At 34.0% G+C, this 18,711-nt stretch carries 20 protein-coding genes; 15 read left to right on the plus strand and 5 right to left on the minus strand.

The window, feature by feature from the left end; translation table 11 throughout:
* Positions 1-70: 70 nt before the first annotated feature.
* Positions 71-1,306 (minus strand): IS110 family RNA-guided transposase, encoded by a 1,236-nt coding sequence (locus M5V91_RS28875; protein WP_072502019.1) that lies wholly within the window; start codon positions 1,304-1,306, stop codon positions 71-73.
* Positions 1,307-1,823: 517 nt separating this feature from the next.
* Here M5V91_RS28875 and M5V91_RS28880 point away from each other — a divergent pair.
* Positions 1,824-2,444, plus strand: a complete 621-nt coding sequence (locus M5V91_RS28880; RefSeq protein ID WP_284522390.1) for a hypothetical protein — start codon at positions 1,824-1,826, stop codon at positions 2,442-2,444.
* Positions 2,445-2,573: 129 nt separating this feature from the next.
* Positions 2,574-3,443 (plus strand): YxiH-YxzG fusion protein, encoded by an 870-nt coding sequence (locus M5V91_RS28885; protein ID WP_284522391.1) that lies wholly within the window; start codon positions 2,574-2,576, stop codon positions 3,441-3,443.
* An 87-nt stretch (positions 3,444-3,530) separates the two neighbouring features.
* Here M5V91_RS28885 and M5V91_RS28890 read toward each other — a convergent pair whose 3' ends face one another.
* On the minus strand, positions 3,531-4,697 hold the full coding sequence (locus M5V91_RS28890; protein WP_284522392.1) for a tyrosine-type recombinase/integrase: 1,167 nt from the start codon (positions 4,695-4,697) through the stop codon (positions 3,531-3,533).
* Positions 4,698-5,047: 350 nt separating this feature from the next.
* Here M5V91_RS28890 and M5V91_RS28895 point away from each other — a divergent pair, with 350 nt between their 5' ends.
* The 4 genes from M5V91_RS28895 (at position 5,048) to M5V91_RS28910 (ending at position 8,186) form a co-directional block, all read left to right on the plus strand.
* Entirely contained in the window at positions 5,048-5,197 is a 150-nt protein-coding gene (locus M5V91_RS28895; protein WP_284522393.1) for a hypothetical protein, read from the plus strand.
* Between the two features lie 594 nt (positions 5,198-5,791).
* Positions 5,792-6,094 (plus strand): hypothetical protein, encoded by a 303-nt coding sequence (locus M5V91_RS28900; RefSeq protein WP_284522394.1) that lies wholly within the window; start codon positions 5,792-5,794, stop codon positions 6,092-6,094.
* A gap of 810 nt (positions 6,095-6,904) precedes the next feature.
* On the plus strand, positions 6,905-7,861 hold the full coding sequence (locus tag M5V91_RS28905; RefSeq protein ID WP_284522395.1) for a helix-turn-helix domain-containing protein: 957 nt from the start codon (positions 6,905-6,907) through the stop codon (positions 7,859-7,861).
* Positions 7,862-7,937: 76 nt separating this feature from the next.
* Entirely contained in the window at positions 7,938-8,186 is a 249-nt protein-coding gene (locus M5V91_RS28910) for a DUF3986 family protein (protein WP_284522396.1), read from the plus strand.
* 251 nt (positions 8,187-8,437) lie between these two features.
* Here the strand turns inward: M5V91_RS28910 and M5V91_RS28915 are convergent, their stop codons facing one another.
* Together M5V91_RS28915 and M5V91_RS28920 are read right to left on the minus strand one after the other, a co-directional pair.
* Entirely contained in the window at positions 8,438-8,575 is a 138-nt protein-coding gene (locus tag M5V91_RS28915; RefSeq protein ID WP_284522397.1) for a hypothetical protein, read from the minus strand.
* 13 nt (positions 8,576-8,588) lie between these two features.
* A complete protein-coding gene (locus M5V91_RS28920) occupies positions 8,589-9,293 on the minus strand; it encodes an acyl-CoA synthetase family protein (RefSeq protein WP_284522398.1) in 705 nt (234 codons plus the stop codon).
* Between the two features lie 961 nt (positions 9,294-10,254).
* On the opposite strand from M5V91_RS28920, the gene M5V91_RS30785 reads away from it, so the two are divergent.
* The 5 genes from M5V91_RS30785 (at position 10,255) to M5V91_RS28940 (ending at position 11,817) form a co-directional block, all read left to right on the plus strand.
* Positions 10,255-10,494: a thermonuclease family protein gene (locus tag M5V91_RS30785; RefSeq protein ID WP_369426017.1), complete on the plus strand. Its 240-nt coding sequence runs from the start codon at positions 10,255-10,257 to the stop codon at positions 10,492-10,494.
* A complete protein-coding gene (locus tag M5V91_RS28925; RefSeq protein WP_284522399.1) occupies positions 10,400-10,600 on the plus strand; it encodes a hypothetical protein in 201 nt (66 codons plus the stop codon). The genes M5V91_RS30785 and M5V91_RS28925 overlap by 95 nt, the downstream gene beginning before the upstream one ends.
* A 1-nt stretch (position 10,601) precedes the next feature.
* Positions 10,602-10,829, plus strand: a complete 228-nt coding sequence (locus M5V91_RS28930) for a hypothetical protein (RefSeq protein ID WP_284522400.1) — start codon at positions 10,602-10,604, stop codon at positions 10,827-10,829.
* 231 nt (positions 10,830-11,060) lie between these two features.
* Positions 11,061-11,441, plus strand: a complete 381-nt coding sequence (locus M5V91_RS28935) for a DUF4257 domain-containing protein (RefSeq protein WP_019380832.1) — start codon at positions 11,061-11,063, stop codon at positions 11,439-11,441.
* Between the two features lie 121 nt (positions 11,442-11,562).
* Complete coding sequence (locus M5V91_RS28940) at positions 11,563-11,817, plus strand: hypothetical protein (protein ID WP_159866808.1); 255 nt, start codon at positions 11,563-11,565, stop codon at positions 11,815-11,817.
* Between the two features lie 234 nt (positions 11,818-12,051).
* Here the strand turns inward: M5V91_RS28940 and M5V91_RS28945 are convergent, their stop codons facing one another.
* Positions 12,052-12,327 carry a hypothetical protein gene (locus M5V91_RS28945; RefSeq protein ID WP_284522401.1) on the minus strand — a complete coding sequence of 92 codons (276 nt, stop codon included), beginning with the start codon at positions 12,325-12,327 and terminating at the stop codon, positions 12,052-12,054.
* 783 nt (positions 12,328-13,110) lie between these two features.
* Here M5V91_RS28945 and M5V91_RS28950 point away from each other — a divergent pair.
* The 4 genes from M5V91_RS28950 to M5V91_RS28965 all read left to right on the plus strand — a co-directional run bounded on the left by M5V91_RS28950 (position 13,111) and on the right by M5V91_RS28965 (position 17,677).
* Entirely contained in the window at positions 13,111-13,845 is a 735-nt protein-coding gene (locus M5V91_RS28950) for a polysaccharide deacetylase family protein (RefSeq protein ID WP_284522402.1), read from the plus strand.
* A gap of 295 nt (positions 13,846-14,140) precedes the next feature.
* Positions 14,141-15,025 carry a hypothetical protein gene (locus M5V91_RS28955; RefSeq protein ID WP_284522403.1) on the plus strand — a complete coding sequence of 295 codons (885 nt, stop codon included), beginning with the start codon at positions 14,141-14,143 and terminating at the stop codon, positions 15,023-15,025.
* A 152-nt stretch (positions 15,026-15,177) separates the two neighbouring features.
* Positions 15,178-15,309: a DUF2187 family protein gene (locus M5V91_RS28960; RefSeq protein WP_284522404.1), complete on the plus strand. Its 132-nt coding sequence runs from the start codon at positions 15,178-15,180 to the stop codon at positions 15,307-15,309.
* 715 nt (positions 15,310-16,024) lie between these two features.
* Positions 16,025-17,677 carry a bifunctional lytic transglycosylase/C40 family peptidase gene (locus M5V91_RS28965; RefSeq protein WP_284522405.1) on the plus strand — a complete coding sequence of 551 codons (1,653 nt, stop codon included), beginning with the start codon at positions 16,025-16,027 and terminating at the stop codon, positions 17,675-17,677.
* Positions 17,678-18,711 lie beyond the last annotated feature (1,034 nt).

An 18,711-nucleotide genomic window follows, 5' to 3' on the forward strand; every position in this document is an offset into this window, starting at 1 on the left:
ATGCGCATGCCAAATAACCTTCCATTATTCTGTTGTTGGAAGGTTTTGTGATATTTAGTTTAATTTGGTTTTAAGCTATATCTTGGAAAGTTGTTTTGCTTTTTAAAAGGGCAAATATCCAGTGTAAGAGCTTATTTACACAAGCAATTACAGCTACCTTAAAAGGTTTTCCTTCTTCACGTTTTTTATCATAGAACTCTCGTAATTTCTTATTTCGAGGAATAATTTCATCGCTTGTTTTACTCTTGCGACAGTCACGAATCGCACAACGAACAGCCATATATAAGGCGTGACGAAGCCTACTGGATCCTCTTTTCGTGATTCGGTTTCTGGTGGCTGTAAACTTACCAGATTCGAATACACTAGGATCAACTCCAGCGAAAGCTACGAGCTTTTTAGGATCATTAAATCGATCTATCTCCCCAATTTCTGAAATGATCGTTGCAGCGATCTTTTCACCGATACCAGGGATAGATTTGATAATATTATATTCTTCAACTTCTTTAGCGAGGGCATCTATCTCTGACTCTAACTTGGATAGGTGCTCTTTGTATTGAAGAATAATGTTTATATACATACCAAGACTCAAAATATGACTCTGATACAAAGTCTTTTCAAACGGATTTCGGTCTGCGGCAGCTTTGAGTTGAATAGCTTTTTCATTAGCCCATCTGTATGAACGGCTTTTACATAATTGAGCGATTTTGTCAGCTATGGTTTCAACGCTTGCCTCTAATATATCTTCAGATGAGGGAAACTCTGAAAGAGTTAACAGTGATACTACCGAATATAAGTCACCAAAAACCCCTCTATATTCAGGAAAGACCTGGTCCAGAATGGCTTGAAATTGTAGCTTTGTTTGGATTAATACCCCCGTTATATTCTCGTGCTGTCTGGTAAGATTTCGAAGGTTTAAAAGTTGAACTCCACGCTTTTTATATGGCTCAAGATCCTCTTTATAAAACAGCTCGCAGAGATGGTAAGCATCGACCGCATCTGTCTTTACTTTCCGAAGACTTGAACTTTTCGCCTTATAAGAAATCAGTGGATTAATGATGATCAATAAATATCCACGGTCCTCCAAGTATTGAACAACAGAGGAATGATAATGTCCTGTTGCTTCTAGGACGATAGGTGGTTTCTTACCTGTTTCTCTCTTTACGACCTCCAGAAACTCTACAAGTAAATCAAGACCTTCAATAGTATGAGAAACTTTAAAGCTCTTACGATATGGTTTGCCTTTATCCAAAAATGCCTGAACCTGACTTTCCCCTTTTGAAACATCCAGACCAATGACTGGATTCATTTAAAATCCTCCTCCTAAACTAGTAATTTGCCAGTACCCCTAATTCCTCCATGCAGTGTCACAGCTTCGCTTGTTATACGAGATCTATGTCCCAACCAGCCTCAATCATGTTTCTACAAGCAGGGGGCGAACCGTTTAGTTGACGGGGTCGAAGGCCCCACGGGCAGTTACGTTCTACCCTGGCTACTGATATAATAAGACCAAATAAAAAATGGTCAACCAGAAATATCTGGTGACCTTATAATACGAAAGGGGCAGGTTTGTCGAATAAGAATTTATAAAAGTAATTTTTGAACCTATTTGATGATAAGTGATACTTAGGGAGGAAACAAGCTTTAAAAATAATAAACATAATAATGTAAAAAATTGAAACAACTTAGTGTTTTATTCGTATAGTTAGTAAAAGGGAGATTTGGGTTTTGAAGTATCTGACTATTGGAATTGTTTTATCAATAACTTGTTATAATTTAAATTTGTATCTTTTGTTTTATTTTAGCTGTAATCGGAGGCCATTCGTATGATAAGAAGGTATAAAGCATATTTTTTTGTAATTTTATTAATAATTGCAGCTTTAGCTATCTTTGATAGTATAAACAGTTCAAATGTTGCGGAAGATGTCCGAAAGGAAAAGGATAAGTTAGCTTCTAAAGTTACAAGGTTAGAAAAAGAAAATGAAAATAGGTCTAATCTATTCGTTGAGGTAAGAGAGGAAAAGGAAGACTTAGAAGAAAACCTTTCTCAAATGGAAGAAGAAGTTGAATCTTTAAGATCTGCCTTTGAATATCAAGAATTTACTGCGGCAATAGATACTATTGAGTCTTACAAAGCTTCACAATCATTTCAGGAAGCAACTAAATTTATGGCCTTTAAGGCTGGACAGGGTTACTTTACAACAGACAAAGCAGGGAACTGCCCTTGTGGTTTTGGCTTTAATGGCAAAGGATTTGAATGGATACCAAATGCTGTTCTGGATCTTAAGGAATTCAGAATTGAAAAAGATAAAGTATACCTTACCTATAATACTGTTGAAGATATCAAAAACAATTATCAATTTGTTATGACTAAGGCGATAGGAAGGTATGATAGTGTGAAAAAGTGGAGAATAGAAGACATTAAACTTGTAACAAAGGAAAAATAAAAAATACAAACTATATTGTGAAGAACTGTACTTAAACAAACGGGTGCATTACCGCAACAAGGTAATACTTTTTTTATAAGTAGTTTTTATGGCAAATTTAAAATGAATATATAACTAATAAGGGTGGTGATGGAAATAGAAAAATTAATATTACAAAAGTGTATTGATTATTCATCAAATTTGAATTTTATAAGTGGTCAAATAACAAAAGATGGTACATTACTTCTAATTGAGAGTAATTTACAGGAATTAGATTTTTTTCAACGTCCTGTACCAAAAAATAATTGGACAATCCAAGTTATTAAAGGTAACAGTGTAGAAACAGTAGAACTAAAGAATGTTCCTCTTATACCGACGGAAGTGGATTTGTTTTCAGATGGTACTTTACTTATCGTACAAGGTCGTTGTTTAAAAGATGGTACATATATCGAACGAAATGCCAGAAGTTACAACAAAAATGGGCAATTAATTGAAGCCTATACACTTGGGGATGGCATTGAACATGTACAAATTGATGAAACCGATACAATTTGGGTGAGTTATTTTGATGAAGGAGTATTTGGTAATTTTGGATGGGAACAGCCTATGGGTAGTGAAGGTCTTATTGCTTATAGGAGAAATGGTCATAGGTTGTGGGGTGCAGGTAGCTACGGAATTATTGATTGTTATGCTTTGAATGTTGTGAGTTCAAAGGAAGTATATTTCTATTACTATGATGATTTTTTTCTTGTTCAACTTAATGAGATGAAGGAGACTACTCGCTTTCGTATAGAAGGTGACGATACAATACAACAATTTATGTTTGACCAAACGGGCTTAATTGGTCAAGTAGATATGAATACAATAATGCGTTTTCGAATAAAAAATAGGACAATTACTCCAAAGGAAAAACTACAATTAACTGATGAAAACGGCAAACCCATTATTGGACCAGTGTTTATGCGAGGGACGTTTCTATATGCATATGGTAAAGACGGAATATATATAAAGAGATTGTGAAGTAATGTACTTAAAGTAACGGGTGCTTTTGTTTAATAAGCCCTATATTAATAAAGACCACATAACATTGTTTATGTGGTCTTTTATTTAAATCTTATTAATGATATCAGAGTCCTTCCAAGAATGAGCAGCATTATTCTTCCGTTGCATTTTTCTTTGTAAGTAAATCTGGGTCGTCTTGATGTCGGAATGGCCAAGACTTTCCTTTATGGTCAACAAATCCGCCCCCTGGTCAGCACTAATAAGAGCAAAACCATGTCTGAAGCTATGAGGCGTTATAGGATTCTTCCGCATTTTAATAAAGTCCAAATCAGCTTTGTTTATTTTTGTGATTAAATAATTCGACAGATATTTATATCCATAGGCCTTTCCCTTAGAAGTAGTAAACAAAGGGGAGCTATCGGAAGGATCGAGTTTAAAATCTAGCCTTCTTCTTTTACGAAACCCCTCTATGGCCTTTAAAACGTTTGGATGAATTAATACCTGCCGCTCCTTTTGACCCTTTCCCATAACTGTAAGCCAGCATTCTCCATCTAAATAAACAAGATCGCAAACTTTTGCATTACAGAGCTCCTGTATACGTAGCCCAGTTGTGGCCAATACTGATATCAATCCGTAAAGGATGGGATGAGTTCTGAAGTAATTGACTATGCTAATTACCTCCACAGAACTCATTTCTTTATTTGGACGTTCATATGAACGAACATTGCTGCTTAACATTTTTTGATGAAGCGGGACCGTAATGTATTGATTTTCGTACAGGTACTTTAAGAAACCTCTAATTACAACTGTTTTTCGACTTAAGGTTGCTACAGAATATTGCTTCCCACCCTTCCCAAGGGGAGCTTCCTTCAACCACTCCTGGAATTTCCTCATATTCCGTGGTGTTAATTTTTTCAGTAACCGATACTCCTGCACATTTCTAATTTCAATCTCCAGTAATTCTGCTTGTTCCAGCAGCTGCTGATAGAACAAAAGAAGATCCCTTAGATATTCCCGCTTTGTATTTTCTGTTCGGTTTTTCTTCTCATTTAAATCCTTTTTTTGGTGCGCGTAATAATAAATCATTTCGATATCGTTAAAGAGTGAAAAGTTTGCTTCACCGTCTTTATCTATAATATCGCTCATTTTTTTATGTAAGGAATCATCTAGAAGGTATGTTACCAAAGAAGAAATTGTTTGAGCTTTATTTATTAAATCAGGAGTTAATAATTTATTAATTTGTTCAGTATAAACTAATTCACTAGATTTCATATTTTATTTTACCTCCTTCTAGATGAAATAGATTTATTAACAATTTTATTTAAACCTATTAATTTTATTTAGATTTTATTATAAAAAACTTCTTATATAAAGAATTATTAAGTTATTATCGTACATTTATTATAATACAGATTACGAGAAAAATGGGTTATTTGTCTACTTTATATCATTTTAAATATGTAGATTTTATTTATATTTTTAATATTTATTTAATAAGTAACTAGACTATATTTATTAAGTTTGGTATATTCGTCTCAAGGAAATGTTTTCCACCAACCAAGGCTAAGGTTTTTATTGGAGCTTTTCCAAACACTAAAAAATTTTAAGAAGGGATGATTAGAATGAAAAAAACATTAACATTCCATCTTCCTGCAATTTCGGTTGAAATTAATGGAAGTGAAGGACAAACTCAGGACGAACTTAGAAAGTTAGGCGAAGAAGCGGTTATTAAACAACTAAAAAAGATTTCCCTCGATACCAATGGGCAATGACAGAAGGAACTGTGATTAAGGATGAAGATGTGGTTTGTGGACGTCCCGTAAAATTGAAATCTTCTGCGGAAGTAGGCATTATCTATGAAGTAAAACCAGGAACTAAATATCCTGTCAGGATCCTAGTAAATGGGGAGAAAAAATCCAGTGCACCCAAGCGGCGATTGATAAAGTGTCAAAGAAAGCAAGCATCGACAAATTAATTAAAGGGCGTCAAGAATGGGAGAAATCAACAGGGGAATGGCTTGGTGTTCGAACAGGTTATTTTGTTAATGGGCAAGATATTATCCCAGTGGTACTAAATGCGTGAGGTAGAGGCAAAATAAAAGCTTATAAAGTCGATCACGAATCCAAAGGAAGTTACTATCATCTTACGGCTTCAAATATTCTGAGACTATTTGACACAAAATTAGAAGCGGAAAATTACGCCTCTATGTTACAAAAACGATAGTTATAACGTTTAAAGCAGTTTACATCATAGTTCATAATAACTGTGGTGTAAATTGCCTATGGAACTCAAATCTCTAAAACCCGATAATAAGAACGCCTTGTTAATTCATCAGAGGACTTTCGGTTGTTAAAGGAAGGACGCTTATGAAAGAAGAATTTGAATTCATTGATAAACAGGTGCGAGAGGGGAAAGTTAATATAAAAATAACATCATATTACCTTTCTGATATCAAAGCAGGTCTCAGAATAGAAGTACGGAAACTATCCACAAAAAGGAAATCAACCGCAGAGATTGAATTAGTTTGGGGAGACGATAACATAATTTTAAAAAAGTCCCTAAAAAAAGTGGTTCTTGAAAATCCAAAAACCAAAGAAGTAAACGCATACATTGACAATTTTATTGAATATAGCAAGAAGAAAGGCTTGCTAAAAAACGGGGATACATAATGCTTAAAGGCAAGTATATTGGCAGTGATAAGTTGTGTTCCTTAAATAAAGAATATACATATTTTTTATTTCCTAATGGACCAATCATTATTATGTATCTAGATTTAATAACCCCAATGCACATTTTGGATTTTTCGACTGTGACTGGTTCCATATCCTTGAAGAAGAGGATTACGCTTCTGAGCCCCACGCACGAATATAGATCTTGAACAGGGAAAGATTTAAAAAGCTAAATTGTTTTGGAGAAGAGCAGGGTATTGTAATATCCTGCTCTTCTCACTATTGTCTATTGCCTCAGAATACTCATGCTCATTTCTATGAAGATATTGAACTAACTGAATGTAAGGGATACTTTCCGCTGCATTGGTTCAAGGAGTTCAAAGAAGTTACTAATATAATAGAAGAAACAAGTTCAAATCATTCTCTTTTTACCTTTTCAATAACTTCCGAGGAAAGTTCGGAATTTACATTTGAGCAACTCACACTTTTCTAAAGGCGGGTGAGAAACCTTTGAATATCGTATTTACTTGTCAATTTTGTAATTCTATTGTGGATGATGGAGGGTATATTACAGTTAACGGATCTCGATATTGGATTGGCATCGTATGTGGATGTGATAATAAAGATATTATAGAGTTAGAAAAATCTATAAGAAAAAAATCATCTTTAAAAGTGATTAGGAAATAATCTCCACTAAAACTTATATTAAAAATTGTATTGTAGTATGATTATCTTAGATAGACGAATTAAAATTGATAACCAGCAACATTGCTGGTTTTTTTAGACACATTAAAAAGTAAGGTGAAACTCATGGATAAAGAAAGAGAAATGATAACAACAAATGAAGCTGCAGAGATTCTTAAGGTTAAGCCATCAACTATTCATAAATATGTAAAGCAAGGGGAATTAAAGCCGGTTTATGAAGACAACTGGCACATTGATAACACTAAATTATTCTATAATGAAGATGTTGAGGAATTAAAAAAGAAAAAGGGAAAGCCGGGAATTACTACTGGAGAAGCCAGCAAATTACTTGGCCTTCATACAGCAACAATTTTTCAATACATACAACAAGGATTACTTGCTGCCGAGAAAAAGTTATATAAGGGAAGAGAATTTTATTTCATTACCCCAGAGGAACTTGAGCGTTTTAAATCTTTCTACGAAGAACAGAAAAGAAATGAAGGGAAAGATTTCTACGACAAAGATACAAATTATGCCTGGTACCAGGAGTTTCTTTCTCCGGAAGGAAAAGACAGTAATTTTCTATTACTAAATGAAGAGTTGCAGCCCTATCTTCATAGCCAAAATGGAGAACAAATCCCGTATGAGGAAATTGAAAAAGCAGGCTATAAACCAGTAAAAAAGATTCCTGATATAGGATATAAAACGCAGAAAGGCTTTGCTAAGTTCCAATTTACAGAATCACCAGAATTCTATAGAACTATGGGAATCTTTTACTCTATATTAGGGCCAAAAAACATTAAGGTTTTTATAGATAAAGAAAACAAGATCACCGTTGAAGTAAAACCCATCTTAATTAAAGAAGATATACCTGGTTACATTTTTTCTTTACTAGAAGAATCTATAATTGAGGGAGATATTACAAAGAGATTAGAAGGATTGTTTATTGACAGTGACTTGGAAGTCCTTGCAATCGCTATCCCTTCTAAACTAAAGAGAAAAATTAAAGAAGAAGCTGCTATATCAAAATATACAATTGAAGAATTGGTGATCTCAATTTTAAATGAAAAGTATGATAATTGAGTTGTTATATATCGGGATTTCCCCATAAATATATTATTAATAACATTCATGGAATTCAATTTGGGGGTACTTGAAATTGTTATATGAAGATAAATACCATATGCACTTAGGGTATTATGAAAAAGGGTTTGATCTAGAAGCTGTTGCTCTTAAAAGACATTCACAAGCAACTTGGGACGTCTTTTTTGATTTCCGTTTTTATGGATTTAATAAACCTATTCAAGAAAACAATGTATATCTAAAAGGCTTTGGCACAAAAATTTTTCAGTTGAAATTGAAGAACTTGATTTTAATGAAGGTTCTAAGAAATTTAAACAATGGTTAACAATTCAAGGAATATTATAAGACTTTTTTAGAGATAGAATAAGTTAAGAATAATAAGGGAAGCCTTTCTAAAAAAGGCTTCCCTTATTATTCTAAAATTTGACTAAAATACGGTAGTAATCCGAATTTTATTTTGTTTAAATAAATCGGCCAGAGGAGTACCTTCTATTTTCGTTAATTCTAATAGGGAGATATGATCTTCACTAAAACCTTCGCTTACCATTGTTTGACCACTCCATATAGCTCTTCCTTCTAGCGATTTAGATATAAAAATTCTTTATCCATATAATTAAATTCTATTTCTCTTCCCTGTTCCAAATAGAGTAACAGTTGTTGATAGCTAATACTCCCACCCGCAGGAACGTCTTCAAAATTCTTTTGTCCATTCATTTGTATCACCTTCCTAATGCCCACTTCTCACTCCGTTTTTCCAAGTGTGTCTATGTGGGAATTTAAAATTTCCAGCATGACGATAATCAATATCTAAGTCCGCCTTTCCATTTTTATCATAATATCTTCTTTGCTTTACACCTTTACTATCTTTTAAATCTTTTGAAGATAAAGCCTTCCCTGTTGTAGGTAAGGATGATTTTGTTGATGTCGACTGCGTTGAGTGATTTGATGTCTTAGAACCATCTTTCTTTGCCTTTTCATATGCTTTTTCTGCAAAATACGAAGAAACTTTATTATATAGCCATGAACCTGCTGCAATTGTAGCACCACCTATTACAAGAGCTCCAGTTACAGTTATAGCTACTTGTCCTATTCCAGGAATAACATAAATACCTGCTGCTGCACCAATTGCGAATGATTGAAATTCTCTCTCTTGTGGATTACCATATGGATTATAAGTAGTACCAATTGTATCAGGATGATATGGATTTTGATATTCAGCAGGAATATAAATTATTTCATCTTCAGAATAGTATCCTGGCTCTAACAATTCTGCAGGTATTTCTTCAAAACTATCAAATTCAAATTCCCCTTCTAATACTTCTTCGGAAGAATAAGAACCATCATAACTTTCATTAGCTAAAGCCGGATTAATAATAGAAAAACATAATAAAACAACCATTAGCAAAGAAATACTACGTTTCAACTTTTTCATAAATTTCTCCTTTTTTACCATAATATAGGATAATATTACTTTATTAGGAAAACAAAATAAAGAATTGAAAAAAATAATAATCTGCTATAATATACAAAAATTCATGTGCAAATATGAATGTTATGGTAAAACAAGGTAAATTAAAGATGATAATGGGAGGGCCCCAATCAGCACATTATATGGCTGCATTTGGGTCTTTTTGTTTGGGGGGATATTTAAATGTTAGCTTTAAAGCGTGAGGAGGAACAAAGAAAAAGTTGGTTGAGAAAGTTCTATCAAATCAATATCAAGGGGAGGTTTATATATTAACCCCTGGACGAATATGGAAGTCACTGGTTTTAAAATATTATAAAAAAGAAATGATATGGGACAAATATCAATTGAACAACTAGTACATTTACTAGAAGAAAAAGGAGGGGTAAAGTATGGCCAAAGCTATAAGTTAGTGAGATACCCGATAGAAGAATGCTTGAACTACATAGCTAAATTAGCAAAGAAAAAATAGTAAAAATAGAAATTTAGGCTTGTTAGGAGGGAAAGGGTATAAATAAAATACGGATAACCAAAATTTTGTTAATCGTTTCAACTGCTTTAATGTTAATCTCCTGTTCTGCCCCAGGTCTTACCTATGAAGATGCACCAAAGTATGAAATAAAACACTCAAATTTTGATATACATGACCATTTCTTTGGAAATATAATATACCAAAGAATGAAGAAAATGGAAACTATGAGATAAAAACCATTCTAAAACCAATTAATAAAAAGGAAAAAACTGAATCCGAAACTAGAAGGAAGGTGACAGTAACTTCCGTGATTGATGCTGATAGTATCTGATATTTCGATCCTCTGCTAAATAAAGAGGTAACTGGAAGATTATTGGGGATAAATGCGCCCGAGGCAACCAAAACTGTTGAAAAATTCGGACCTCTGAAGGCACAGCATTTTTAACCAATCTAATAATGGGTAAAGAAATTGAGATTGAAAGTGATCCCAATGCTGATATTACAGATAAATACGGGAGGTACTTAATTCACGCATTTATTAGTGGAAAAAGTATTCAACAAATTCTCATCTTAGAAGGATTAGTAAGAGTCGCTTATCTATATGATGAATACAACTATACCGATCTATATCTTGCGGCGGAAAAAAGCAAAAATAGTCGGCCAAAATATTTGGAGTATCCCCGGGTATGTAGATAAAAAGAATGGTTTTGACATGGATGTTGTAATCAGAAGATTTGAAGGGAAGTATTGTAGAAAAAGCAGGAGAATTCATGAATATATTAAAGTAGAAAAGAGGGCGTGATATGAAAGAACTCAAGATAAATCTTATAAATTTAGATGAGTCAAATAGTCAGGAAATTATAATTGAGATAAAAGGAAAGTCCAAAAGTGAACTTGAGCTGACTTTGCAAGCCATTGAAGTTCTATTTCATTCCGTTGAGGATACTTGTAGGGAAGATCCAGAATGTTTCAAAGAAACTTCTACAATAATAAAAAATGCTTTAAAAAGTACCGTTGAATGGGTGAGTTAAAAGAATAAATAAGGAAAATATTGAAACTGCTAGAAATTTATAGTAGAATTTTGCTGTAAGTATTTTTTTATATTAATTTTTTTGCAGTCTATTGAAGACTAGCGGGAACGCTTAAAGTTACGGCCTTTGTGGTCGATGGAACATTACTTTATTTGTAATGTCTTTCTATCGCCCAAAGGTCGTTTTTTTGTGCAAATTTTCAAGACAAAAAACGAAAGGGTGAGGTAAAATATGTTAACAAAGATATTAATAGCAGCAGGGATAGGTTCAGTGATGGGCGTATTATCTCATGCTAAGAGGAATAACACCATTAAAAAACCAAGAAACACAAAAAGAACATTCTATCCTGGTTTTTTAACTGATATGGCTTATGGGGCATTGGCTGCCGTCGCAGTTGTTATTGTGGCAGACCCTAATGGTATGGAAAGAGTGATATTGACTTCTATCTTAGGCGGCTATGCTGGAGAGGGTGCAATTGCCAAATTGGAAGCTTCAAATCAGCAAGCTAATATTGATTCGGTTAAGAGCAATTTGGAAAAATTAAACGAATCTTTGCCCGCTCCAGAACCGAAAGACAATGAGTCCTCAGCAAAACAAGAGAAAGAACAATAAACAAGCATTGTTCTTTCTTACATATTTTGCAAGAAAAATATGATATAATTACCGTAACAATTAAACGATATCTAAATGGAGACTGAATCTTAGCAAATAAATCCTGAAAGGAGATGCCAAGATGCAACTTAAGGACTTTCTAAATGCTAATGAGCTTGAGAAGTTTAATGAACTTCAACTTGAACTACTTGATGCCCATAACAAGAAGGAGAGGACCTTAATTCAGGCTGAGATTGACGAAATCTTAAATACAGCGAGAAGTCGGTACGAATCTTTAATGAGCGGAAATAAAGAACAGGCTTCAACCTATGAACTTATTAGAGCAACGTCACCTTTTGTCCGGATTAAAGGAAAGAAAGAACATGTATTACAATGAAAAAGGCTGTATTCCATCATATTGTGGGATACAGCTTTTTTTAATTTGGTGACAGCTCTATTGAATCGAGTTTAGGCCATCCAGCGTCTTTCCATAATAGTCTGACATTACACTAATATTCTCTTGTGAAAGAGCTGAAGGATCACCATTGGATATACCTTGAAGGACTTCTAAGTAAACATTCGTCTCCTCTAAACTGGTCATCCAGTTGTTCATAATTTCTTGGTATTCTGGTTAAGGAACAGGTACACTTACAGATTCTCTATAAATATTCCCTAAATCCATTTGCAATTGGGTTATAGAGGTCATTCCACTTGATACACCTTGAACTTGGTTCATAACATTGCTCCAATAATCATCCAGTAGGCTATTCATAATATTGACAAATTCTAATTTTGCAGGGTCTTCCACTGGAATGTTTTGAAAATCCTGATCTTCATTTACTGAGACATCTGTCTCTTCATAGTCAACCTCATTGGTTTCCGCTTCTTCATTTACAGAACCCGTCATATTAGCTGCAATATCTAAATTTTTTTGCTATCTAATGCTTCTTTTTTCATTGTTATTGCTTTTTCATGATCCGGATAGGTGTTAAGGGCAACAGTGAATAGAGAGATTGCTTCATCCCATTCTTGGTTATTATACGCTTTGGTTCCGTTAATCATATTTTCACAGAACATAAGGAGCTAACTTAACCTAGGGATATACACGATCAAGTCACAAAAAGACACCCTAATGTTTGTTTTCATGGATTAGGCTTAGCAGATGAAATGCTCCTGGAGTTTAATCTATTCTCTGCAGACTCCACAAGCTTCCTTAATGCAAGAAAGTGGGAGGGGGAGACAAGATATATCTTTCAAATCAATGTCCACACTAGATATAATCAAACAAAATATTCATTTCTTATTAGGACTTGAAGAAATAAAAAACAGGCAGCTATCTTTTACAGAACTGATAGTAGCATAAATACCATTTAAGCGAACTTTTGAACATCTGTTGATTTTAAATAAAGTATGATAATTTGTAGTAAAATTCGAAAATTATATTAAAGATTAATTAAAATCCCTGTATCAATACAGGAATTTTCTTTCGCAATCGGGCCATTTTCTTGAATAACTCTCCACAAGTAAATTATATAAAACCTGCAATGAAAATTAGCATCTAATTTGGGATGATCAAAGTCGCAAATGATTTATGGTAGATTGAATATAATATTGGAGAAATCATAATAATCCTATGTTTTTGAGGAATAATAAATTGAAATGTAATAACAAGAATAAAGCGAGGAGTTTTATGAAAAAGGTTGCAATGTTTTTCCTATGTCTTCTTTTATTAATTCTTCCATCACAAGTTTTTGCCCAACGTAAAGTACCTATTTTAATATATCATTCAATTGACGAATATAAAGGGCAGGGTTCAAAGGAGTTATATGTAACACCGAAGAATTTCGAGAAACAAATGATTTATCTAAGAGACCATGGCTACACATTATTAACTTTTGATCGATGGCTAGAAATTTATAAAGTAAACAAACCCATTTTCATTACCTTTGATGATGGGTACAAAAACAATCTGAATGCATTTGGTATCTTTCAAAAACTGAAAAACGAACGTTTTAAACCAACTGGTACCATTTTTGTTATATCTGACTTTATCGGTCGCTCCAACCGATTATCGGAATCGGATTTAAAAATGATGGCTGATTCGGGAATCATATCAATTCAGTCTCATACTGCTACACATCCTGATTTGACCAAAATGAAAAATTTGGAATATGAACTGAAAGGGTCAAAAGATAAAATTCAAAAAGTTACAGGCAAACCAGTTAATGTTCTTGCGTATCCATACGGAAATTTCAGTAACAAGATCGTAGCAGAAACGAAGAAACACTATTTGTTTGGACTTACGACAACTCCTGAACTATTTTCTGAGAAGGGTATAAAAGACGAATACTATCTCTTACCACGGATCTATATCAAGTATTCAACTACTCTAGATGACTTTACAAAGATCGTTGACGGAGAATGAAGGCGGTTACTATACCAGGTAATCGTTTTTTCTTTTGGAACTAATCAAGTAACGAAACTGGTTAGTTGATGAGTGTTATTTATTTCGTGTCCAACTTTCGAATAACGTACTAAGATTGTTAATGGGTGAACTTAAATGAATTTATATTTCAAAACAACATCAGCTTTTTTTATCCCACAAAAATATTATTGTGAAATTCTACAATGAAAACTTTTGGGTGTTCTTATGATGAAGATACGTGTTAAAACTCTACACTTAACCTTATGGGAGGAAATAAGAACATGAAGAAAAAATATTGAGCATTACTCTGGCTTCCGCAATAACTCTAAGTGGAGCCGCAGCATTACCAACAGGAGCTTCTGCTGCCTCTAATTTATCGAGTAACTTAGGAGTAGTTGAAATTAGTACCAGCCTAATAAAAACCGAGGTAGCAGCCTTTGATGAGTTTCAAAAAGCAACCTGGGAAAATATTAATATTGGTACTAAAAAAGCGGGTGAAATGAACAAATTCCAAATCGAACTTGCAGAGATTCGAAAACTTGCGAAAGTAAAAGACGCTGAAGTAAATCTTGAAAGAGCAAAAGCGGAGTTCAATCAATTAAGAACTAAAAATCCTCAATTGGCGAAACAAAAACTTGACGAAGCTCATAGGAAGTTTGAGCAAGCAAGAGTAAGAGCCGGAGAAGAGTTTAAGCTTCAAGCACAGAAAATACAGACTGATTTCGCAAGAGAGAGAAGCAAAATTAAATCAATGACTTCACAAAACGATAAAGTGATAAAAGATAAGGGCACTAAGGTTCGTAAGACTACTGGCGTTGAAGAGGTACAAAATGCTATTGTACTAGTCAATGAGTATAAAAATAATAATGTGGATAATATCCAGGATTATGCTGTAGCCGAAAGAGAAACAAATAAAATTTCGACACAAATTTTAGAGCGCGAATATTTTATCAACAAATTAGATACAGAAATCATGAAAATAAAAAATACCTTAAGTGAAAAAGGGTACCGCGCTAAAATGGATGCTTTGAATAAAGAGTACCAGCTGCAAAGCAAGAAATTGCAAGACCAATATGCAAAAATTAGAGTTAATGAGAATCAGCGTTACCAAGTGGTCAATAAACGGGCCCAAGATTCAATCTCCTTATTAAAACTAAGGCTGAAGTCAGTTAGTAAGTAATTATTGTTTTATCCTTTCTTAGATTTATGTTAATCTAGTTTTAATTAAACTTATCTAATGGGAGAACCCACATTACAGAATATAAACCTCATTCTGTAATTGTGGGTTCTCTTTTTGTATTTAAAATAAGGATAAATTATAGGAGGATAAGGATGATAAAAAAATTAGATAAAAAATCAAAAGCACAAGTCGGTGAAGAAATCTTATTCACAAGACAAGGAAAGGAGCATGAAGGAATAGTTTATAAAGTACAGGACAACAGTGTCCTTGGTAATTTCAAATGATTCCAAGGAGTGCTTAGGTTACGAAAATAACAACACTGTCGTTGCTCATAAAAACTACTGTGTGTTGAAACCAGCTAAAAGATTTCATAATTAAAAAACATCAAATTATGATAATTAAGAGTATGTATGAATTTATTGTTTTGGAGGCAAGTGTGGAACTGATAAAACAGATTGATGATATAGAACATATAAGAACTAAAGAGAATACTGATATCGTAAACGTAAAAGAAATTCACAGGAGAAATTGGCTAAGGCTACAGCTCGATTTGAATAATTCTACTATACCCCGAACTATGTATGATTCCTTAGAGAGAATATATTTTTTCCTTACGCAACACTCAAATATTAAAAGCATTGATTTTATAGATACTGATTGTCTTATCAAATATATATTGCAAAATACAAAGAAAGATTTCAAAGACATTACACTTAAACAAACCATTAAAGATATAAAGCATCTACTACATTTCCTTATTAATATTAGAGGGATCAAACACCCACCCAAAATTGATCTCTCTCTCCAAAATATAGACTTATGGACAAGACTATAATACTCTCAATCTTAACAATAATTCCAAAAGGACCAATCTTGTAGGTGGATGTAATTTACGCTATGATATATTTAATTAAATAAACTATAAAATGGGAATTCCCCAAGAGTACACAGTGATCACCTTACTGTGTCTCTTGGGGTTTTTTTGTTTGGAGGGAAGTCATGAAAAGGTTAGCAACATTATCAGCTGCCCTTGTTATAGGTGTAGGTAGTCTCCCGGGTCCTGTCCTTGCAGAAACAAACAGTACTGTTTCTAGGATTGAGGAACAAATTGAAGGTATACAGCAGCAAGTAGTTAAAATGGATAGCACCATTAATCAATTTCAGAATGAGAAGGCCATTTTAAAGAATCATATCGAAAGATTAAAAACGGCTATATTAGATAACCGCGAGAAGATAAAAGAAGCTAAAGAGGAGAGCTTTCGTCTAGAAACTGAGATTCAAGAGCTGAAACTAAATATTAAGCCCCTGCAAGAAAGAATTTCTGTAATTCCAACTTATGATTCAACACTTTTGCCTATTCACCAAAGGAACCTATCGATTCCTTCAGCATTGGAGACGACAAAACAGATTATAACTGAAACTGAAACACTTAATATGTTAATAGAGAAAGAAGAAGAAATTACATCTAAATTAAAAAAGCAGCAAAGCCTGGAACTCGAACTAAAGGGTATGGCTGAACTTTTAAGCGAGCAAATAGCTGAAAAAGATAAGCTTCTTTCGGAGTTAGAAATTAAGGAAAAACAAAATCACGAGGCTATGGAATCCTTGGAAAAAGAAAGCCAAATGCTCTCGAAACAAAAAACAGTTATCGAAAGTGCGATTGAAAATGAAAAGGCTCGGAAGGAAGGGACTTTAGGAGATCTACAAGTAGATAAACCAAAGACATCAATTGTTGTTTCAACGTTTTCTACAGACCAGGTTCCTCCTGAGTATATGAAGTATTATCTTCATGCAGAAAAAGAATACGGAATCCCGTGGTACTACTTGGCCTCTATACATGGAATAGAAACTGAATTTTCTAAGCACCCAACAATGATTTCATCAGTAGGAGCAGTAGGGCACCTCCAGTTTATGCCTGCAACTTGGGTTGGTCATAAATATGAAACAAGCGGCGGGTTAGTAGCCCCTGACATTGATATAACTGATTTAAACCATATTAAAGCGGGGTCTGGATTCGGAGTAGATGCAGATAATGACGGTATAGCTAGCCCGTGGAGCATCGTAGATAGCGTGGCTTCTGCCGCTAAATATCTTTCTAGTCATGGCTTTAAAAAAGATGTGAGAAAGGCGATATGGCACTATAACCACGCTGATTGGTATGTAGATAAAGTCATTGCACAAGCAGAATTATACAAAAATAGCATGAAGGTTAATGAAGATGGTGAAATCAATATAATTCCTGGTGCAGACAATGAGGTAACCACTATAGGTAACCGGTGGATAAATAATTCTGTATATGTTTTTGGAGGAGGAAGAAGCCTAAACGATATTAAAATGGGAATGTTCGATTGTTCCAGCTTTGTGCATTGGGCCTTTTCTAAGGTCGGGGTTAACTTGGGGGAATTAACTTCGGTCAGTACTGAGACACTTAAAAATTTGGGCACTCCTATTAATGTAGAAGATATGCAGCCGGGTGATCTCGTATTCTTTGACACATACAAAAAGGATGGCCACGTGGGTATATATTTAGGCGATGGGAACTTTATAGGGGCTCAAAGTTCTACTGGAGTAGCGATTGCAAATATGAATGATGGCTTCTGGAAAGAAAAGTTTAATCAAAGGGTAAAACGCATTGATTACGTCAAAAAATAATTTTGTTTAAATAGTTGTTAGAAAGCAGGAGTAGCATTTAAAAGCTCCTCCTGTTTTTAGTTGATAAATGAAGAGATGCCTCTGACGGGATTCGAACCCGCACTCCTTTCGTAAGCATAGGCTAGGGGAGAACACGCTTCCCTACGGACTTTCACCGGCTAGGAATTTCACCTGCCTCAGCTAATTTGCTTTTCGGTGCTTCTGAAACCCTTGCCTTGCGACCCGGTTTCTACAATGTTTTCCGGCGCTCTTCCCTTCTAGAGCTACAGAGGCATTTTTGTATTATATTCTTTTACTTTATGGAGTATCAATAAATTTTTCTTTAATTAAATTTAGTTTCCTAGGAATAAAAAAATTACAGTTATCAAGCCTAATAGCGGAGTACCATATCTTTTCTTGATTTTACGATTAGTTCCAGGAATCAATGTAATTAAGTAGTAAAGGGGCATTATCATTAACAGAGGAAGCAGGGACTTTGCAAAGAATGGGAGACTTTCAATGCTTAAAAAGAACCTACCAATAATTAAAAGAGGGATTAGAGCTATTAAATAGGCAAGTGACACCATCATCACACCTTTATTTTTCTAAATTGTACCATCCCCGTTTGGAAACACAAGATATTTTTAGTAACTTGGCAGTATTGACCAGTACTTCAGAAGAAATTAAAATCTTGCAAGGATTTCCTTCTATAAGGGCATCTGTTCTTGGTGCGACAATAGAAAAATATTAATTTAATAAATTTTTTATAAGAAGTAAACTAATAAATAGCAGAAAATATATTTAGTGAAATCACTTGGGAAAAAGCGTTTTTTGCATTAATCGGATATGTACTTTAAGCAAAAACTAAAGCTTTACTATTATCATCCTGCGCTGTGTGGTAAAATTTACATATCACGAACAACTTAAATGATTGAAATGACCATGCCAAGAACCAATAATTATGGTTCTACTAATAACACCAAATTGTACAACATGGTCGACTTTAAGGATGGTTATAAATGCTATATATTATGGACGTTTCTCAGGTAAAGGGT

This window comes from Cytobacillus pseudoceanisediminis (genome assembly GCF_023516215.1).
In the GTDB taxonomy this organism is placed as follows: Bacteria; Bacillota; Bacilli; order Bacillales; family Cytobacillaceae; genus Cytobacillus; species Cytobacillus pseudoceanisediminis.

Excerpts from the sequence above, each read along its gene's own strand:
- M5V91_RS28890 (WP_284522392.1), bottom strand. The coding sequence starts at position 4,697 with ATGAAATCTAGTGAATTAGTTTATACTGAACAAATTAATAAATTATTA.
- M5V91_RS28940 (WP_159866808.1), top strand. The coding sequence starts at position 11,563 with ATGCAACTTAAGGACTTTCTAAATGCTAATGAGCTTGAGAAGTTTAAT.
- M5V91_RS30785 (WP_369426017.1), top strand. The coding sequence starts at position 10,255 with ATGGGTAAAGAAATTGAGATTGAAAGTGATCCCAATGCTGATATTACA.
- M5V91_RS28880 (WP_284522390.1), top strand. The coding sequence starts at position 1,824 with ATGATAAGAAGGTATAAAGCATATTTTTTTGTAATTTTATTAATAATT.
- M5V91_RS28920 (WP_284522398.1), bottom strand. The coding sequence starts at position 9,293 with ATGAAAAAGTTGAAACGTAGTATTTCTTTGCTAATGGTTGTTTTATTA.
- M5V91_RS28965 (WP_284522405.1), top strand. The coding sequence starts at position 16,025 with ATGAAAAGGTTAGCAACATTATCAGCTGCCCTTGTTATAGGTGTAGGT.
- M5V91_RS28900 (WP_284522394.1), top strand. The coding sequence starts at position 5,792 with ATGAAAGAAGAATTTGAATTCATTGATAAACAGGTGCGAGAGGGGAAA.
- M5V91_RS28945 (WP_284522401.1), bottom strand. The coding sequence starts at position 12,327 with ATGACGGGTTCTGTAAATGAAGAAGCGGAAACCAATGAGGTTGACTAT.
- M5V91_RS28930 (WP_284522400.1), top strand. The coding sequence starts at position 10,602 with ATGAAAGAACTCAAGATAAATCTTATAAATTTAGATGAGTCAAATAGT.
- M5V91_RS28895 (WP_284522393.1), top strand. The coding sequence starts at position 5,048 with ATGAAAAAAACATTAACATTCCATCTTCCTGCAATTTCGGTTGAAATT.
- M5V91_RS28960 (WP_284522404.1), top strand. The coding sequence starts at position 15,178 with ATGATAAAAAAATTAGATAAAAAATCAAAAGCACAAGTCGGTGAAGAA.
- M5V91_RS28935 (WP_019380832.1), top strand. The coding sequence starts at position 11,061 with ATGTTAACAAAGATATTAATAGCAGCAGGGATAGGTTCAGTGATGGGC.
- M5V91_RS28905 (WP_284522395.1), top strand. The coding sequence starts at position 6,905 with ATGGATAAAGAAAGAGAAATGATAACAACAAATGAAGCTGCAGAGATT.
- M5V91_RS28925 (WP_284522399.1), top strand. The coding sequence starts at position 10,400 with ATGATGAATACAACTATACCGATCTATATCTTGCGGCGGAAAAAAGCA.
- M5V91_RS28875 (WP_072502019.1), bottom strand. The coding sequence starts at position 1,306 with ATGAATCCAGTCATTGGTCTGGATGTTTCAAAAGGGGAAAGTCAGGTT.
- M5V91_RS28885 (WP_284522391.1), top strand. The coding sequence starts at position 2,574 with ATGGAAATAGAAAAATTAATATTACAAAAGTGTATTGATTATTCATCA.
- M5V91_RS28950 (WP_284522402.1), top strand. The coding sequence starts at position 13,111 with ATGAAAAAGGTTGCAATGTTTTTCCTATGTCTTCTTTTATTAATTCTT.
- M5V91_RS28915 (WP_284522397.1), bottom strand. The coding sequence starts at position 8,575 with ATGAATGGACAAAAGAATTTTGAAGACGTTCCTGCGGGTGGGAGTATT.